General features: G+C 56.4%; 2 protein-coding genes and 1 pseudogene. All 3 read right to left on the bottom strand.

What is annotated here, in order from left to right:
- Positions 1-1541 (bottom strand): condensation domain-containing protein (locus INT39_RS23070; RefSeq protein ID WP_413468961.1); only part of this gene is annotated, 1541 nt, incomplete at its 3' end.
- A gap of 105 nt (positions 1542-1646) precedes the next feature.
- Positions 1647-4703: pseudogene (locus tag INT39_RS23065) on the bottom strand (amino acid adenylation domain-containing protein); the annotation flags it as partial.
- 154 nt (positions 4704-4857) lie between these two features.
- Positions 4858-5181, bottom strand: a 324-nt coding sequence (locus INT39_RS22100; protein WP_193076125.1) for a phosphopantetheine-binding protein, incomplete at its 5' end; no start/stop codon positions are given.

Genomic DNA, 5181 nt, shown 5'->3' with positions numbered 1-5181 from the left:
AGTACGTCCGGGGCCACGCCCAACTCACGCAGCTTGTGTGCCAACTGGTTGGAGCGTTGATTCAACTGTTGATAGTTCAGCTCTTGAGTACCGAATACCACTGCTACTGCATCCGGTGTCTTCTCAGCCTGTGCCTCGATCAACTGGTGAATGCATTGATCGCTTGGATAGCTTGCCTCGTTGTGGTTCCAGTCATAGATGACTTGTTGCTGTTCTTTCTTGTTTAGCAGAGGCAGCTCCGAGATACGTTGCCCTGGTCGCTGTACTATAGCCTGGAGCAGCTTCAGCCAATGGCTGGCCAGTCGCGTGACGGTATCCACTCCAAACAATGTCTTGGCGTAGGTCAGGGAGGCGCCGATACCTTCGCTGTGTTCAAAGGTGTCCAGCGTCAGGTCGAATTGGGCAGTGTGCTTTTCCCGGGAGAGACCTTCAACCTGCAGGCCTGGTAATTGTTGTATATCGCTATGCATCACCGCTTGATGATTGAACATCACCTGAAACAGCGGACTGTGGCTCAGACTACGCTCCGGTTGCAGCGCCTCGACCAGTTGCTCGAAGGGCAGATCCTGATGGCCTTGCGCTCCGACCACTGCTTGTTGCACCTGTTTGAGCAGTCCACTGAAGGTGGTGTGCAGATCAAACTCCGCCTTGAGTACCTGGGTATTGACGAAGAAGCCAATCAACCGCTCGGTTTCCACCCGGTTACGGTTGGCGATCGGTACGCCCACACGGATATCGTTCTGCCCTGAGTAGCGATGCAGCAGAGTCTGGAAGCTGGCCAGCAGTAGCATGAACAGGGTCACGCCCTGCTGCTGGGCCAGCTGTTTGAGCGACTGAGCCAGCTCACCGTTCAGCTCAATGCTCAGGCCGGCACCCTCTTGACTCTGGATTGCCGGGCGCGGACGGTCGGTGGGCAGTTCCAGTACCGGCTGCTCGTCACCGAGTTGTTCTTTCCAGTAAGCCAATTGGCGTTTCTGTTCGCCGGCTTCCATCCAGCTGCGTTGCCAGATGGCGTAGTCGGCGTACTGGATTGGCAGCTCCGGCAGAGTCGCGGGCTGACCTGTGCGATAGCCCTCATAGAGCTGGATAAGCTCATCGACCATAATCGGCATTGACCAACCGTCGGAGACAATATGGTGCAGGGTCAGCACCAGTATCTGGTCATCCTCGGCCAAGCGCAGTAGTTTCACTCGCAGTAGCGGGCCGTATTCCAGATCAAAAGGCTTGGCAACCTCTTCTTCGACTCTGGATTGGATCAGCGCTTCATCCGCTGCCTTCAGAGTTTCCTGATCCAGCACGAAGTCGATCTGCGGATGAATAATCTGCAGCGCCTGCCCCCCATCCTGACGAAAGGTGGTGCGCAGGGTCTCGTGGCGAGCGATCAGCGCTTCAAAACTGGAGCGCAGTGCCTCGATACTCAGTTTCCCCTTGAGTCGCAGCGCGGCTGGCATATTGTAGGCGGCACTTTCCGGCTCCAGTTGCCAGAGGAACCACTGGCGTTGCTGGGCGTAAGACAGGACCAGCGGCTGCTTGCGATCCACTTTCTCGAAGGCCGGTGCTGTACTGGACGTGCCCTGCCCTGTCTGGGCAGCAAATTCACCTAGAACCGGGGTCTCGAACAAGGTGCGCAGCGACAGTTCAATATCCAGCGCCTGGCGGATGCGGGAGATTACCTGGGTGGCCAACAACGAATGGCCACCCAGTTCAAAAAAGTTGTCGTTCAGGCCGACCTTTTCCACCTTCAGCACATCAGCCCAGATGGCCGCAATCTGCTGTTCAAGCACGCTTTGCGGTGCAACATACTCCTGCTGCAACTGGCTGGCGTCGGGTTTGGGCAGCGCCTTGCGGTCCAACTTGCCGTTGGGTGTCAACGGCATCGACTCCAGAAAAATCAGATGGGCCGGAATCATATAGTCCGGCAGGCTGGCTTTGAGATCGTCACGCAAGGCTGTGCGCAGGACTGCTTGCTGCTCAGGCTCAGCACCAGCACCAGCACCAGCACCAGCACCAGCAACCAGATAGGCTGCCAAGTGCTTACCACCCGGTCCGTCAATATCGATGACTGCCGCTTCGCGAACCGACTCATGCTCCTGCAGACGTGCTTCAATCTCACCCAGCTCAATGCGGAAGCCGCGGATCTTCACCTGATGGTCGATACGGCCGACATACTCAATCACTCCGTCAGCCAGATAGCGGGCCAGGTCTCCGGTACGATAGAGGCGCCCTCCCCCTTGCGTACTACTGTCGAAAGGGTCAGGTATAAAGCGCTCTGCGGTCAGGGACGGGCATAGGTGGTAACCACGCGCCAGACCATCCTGCCCAATCAATAGTTCTCCCGCAGCACCAATGGGCAGTGTTTCAAATCCCGCATCCAGCAGGTGCATCGAGGTGTTGGCAATGGGTCTACCCAGCAGTGGTTGGGAGTGCTCTGCATCAAGACAATAAGCACCTGACCAGATGGTCGTTTCCGTCGGACCATATAGGTTCCAGACATGACCGGCTCGCTGCAGCATTTGCTCAGCCAAGTCAACCGGCAGCGCCTCACCACCGCTGATAAGCCGGCAGTGTTGGAAGGCGCCGGCTGGTGCTGCGTCCAGCAGCATTCGCCAGGTTGAAGGCGTCGCCTGAATGGTATTGGCTGATTGCCGCTCTATCAAAGCCAGCAATGCCTGCGGATCCCTGTTCTCCTGATCGGCCAGCATGATCAGCGATGCCCCGGTCATCAGGGGCAGATACAGCTCCAGAGCGGCGATATCAAAAGACAGTGAGGTCAGGGCCAACACCCTGTCGCTGGCATCCAGGCCGGGTTGCTTTTCCATACTGACCAGGAAATTGACTAAGGCCCGATGGCGTACAGTGACCCCCTTGGGTTTACCCGTCGAGCCGGAAGTGTAAATGCAGTACGCCAGGTTTTCCGGATCAGCTGCGGAATCAAGGTCGGTCTGTGGATAGTGCGTAATCTCCTGCCAATCACTATCCAGACACAAGGTAATGGCATTCGCTGTCGGAATATGGCCAACGAGGCGCTTCTGAGTAAGCAAAAGCCTGGCTTCGCTATGCTCCATCATGTAAGCCAGCCGCTCTTGCGGGTATTCCGGGTCCAACGGCACATAGGCACCACCAGCCTTGAAAATAGCCAGCAGGCCAATCACCATCTCCAAACTGCGTTCCACCGCGATACCGACCAGCACATCCGGCCCAACACCTAACTCACGCAACTTGTGAGCCAATTGGTTGGAACGCTGGTTTAACTCCCTGTAGGTCAGTTGCTGGTCGCCATAGAGTACCGCTACCGCGCCGGGTGTCTTCTCAGCCTGTATCTCAATCAATTGGTGAATACATTGATCGGTCGGGTAGTTCGCTGCGGTGTGGTTCCAGTCGTGGTTGATCTGCTGATACTCTTCTGAACTCAGCAGCGGCAATTCAGCAATACGTTGTAAAGGTGTCTTGGCTATGCCCTTCAGGAGATTGAGCCAGTGACTGGCCAGCCGTTCGATGGTCGACTTGTCGAACAGAGCCTTGGCATAGCTCAGCGAGGCGCCAATACCTTGATCACTCTCATGGGTATCAAGAGTCAGATCGAACTGGGTTGTGCCCTGCTCCCAGAACAATCCCTCGACCGTCAGCCCCGGCAGTCCATGATTCCCACCTTTTACCTGGGTCTGATGATTGAACATCACCTGGAATAGCGGACTGTGGCTCAGACTACGTTCCGGCTGCAGTGCCTCGACCAGTTGCTCGAAGGGTAGGTCCTGATGAGCTTGCGCGCCCAGCGCGGTTTGCTGCACCTGCTTGAGCAACTCGCTGAAAGTGGTGTGCAGATCGAACTCGGCCTTGAGCACTTGAGTATTGACGAAGAAGCCAATCAACCGCTCGGTTTCCACCCGGTTGCGGTTGGCGATCGGTACACCCACACGGATATCGTCCTGCCCTGAGTAGCGATGCAACAGGGTCTGGAAGCTGGCCAGCAGCAGCATGAACAGGGTCACGCCCTGTTGCTGGGCCAGCTGCTTCAGAGAGCGGGATAACTCTGGAGTTATCTCGATGGGCAAGCTTGCACCCACATGGTTTCGTACCGCCGACCGAGGATAATCGACAGGCAATTCAAGTACCGGCTGCTCGCCACCGAGCTGTTCTTTCCAGTAGGCCAGCTGGCGCTCCTGCTCGCCCGCGTCCATCCAGCTGCGTTGCCAGATGGCGTAGTCAGCGTACTGGATCGGCAGCTCCGGCAGGCTGATGGTTTGGCCATTGCAATGGCCTTCATAGAGCTGGATCAGCTCATCAACCATGATCGGCACTGACCAGCCGTCAGAGACGATATGGTGCATTGTCAGTACCAGAACATGGTCATCCTCGGCCAGGCGCAACAGTTTCACTCGCAGTAGCGGGCCGTATTCCAAATCGAAAGGCTTGGCGACCTCTTCCTCGACTCTGGACTGGATCTGCACTTCATCAGCCGCCTCCAGAGTTTCCTGAGCCAGCGCAAACTTGATCTGTGGGTGAATGATCTGCAGCACCTGTTCCCCGTCCTGACGGAAGGTGGTGCGCAGGGTCTCGTGACGCGCGATCAGGCTCTCGAAGCTCAAGCGCAGCGCCTCGATATCCAGCTCGCCCTTGAGCCGTAGTGCTGCCGGCATATTGTAGGCAGCACTCTCCGGCTCCAGTTGCCAGAGAAACCACTGGCGCTGTTGAGCATAGGACAGGGGGACATTCTCAAACTCCTGCCGAGCAGGCACTATGGGCAAAAGCCTAAAGCTCTGTCCGGCCTCGGCCATTTTTCCGAGAATCTGCCGGCGCTGCTCCAAGGTCATTCTGACGAAGCGTTTGGCGATACGTTTCTCTGCTGTCTTGTCCATCTCAGGTCTCCGCCATTTCGTTCATCAGTTTTTCGATATCGCTCAGGCCTGCTTCGTTTAGCATCAGGCCGTGTTGTTCCAGACTCATGGAGAAGTCATTCAATGTTGAGCTCTCAAAAATCGTTCGTAGTGGCAGATCAATACCGAGTTGAGCATTGATCTGGTAAATAACCTGAGTGGCCAGCAACGAATGCCCCCCCAGTTCGAAGAAGTTATCGGTCAAGCCAACCTTTTCTACCTTCAGCACATCAGCCCAGATGGCGGCTATTTGCTGCTCCAGGTCGCTCTGCGGTGCAACGTACTCTCGCTGCAACTGGCTGACATC

Source organism: Pseudomonas sp. FME51 (assembly GCF_014897305.1).
Note: the sequence above shows the minus strand (reverse complement) of the source record. Positions and strands in the feature narration are given on the sequence as shown.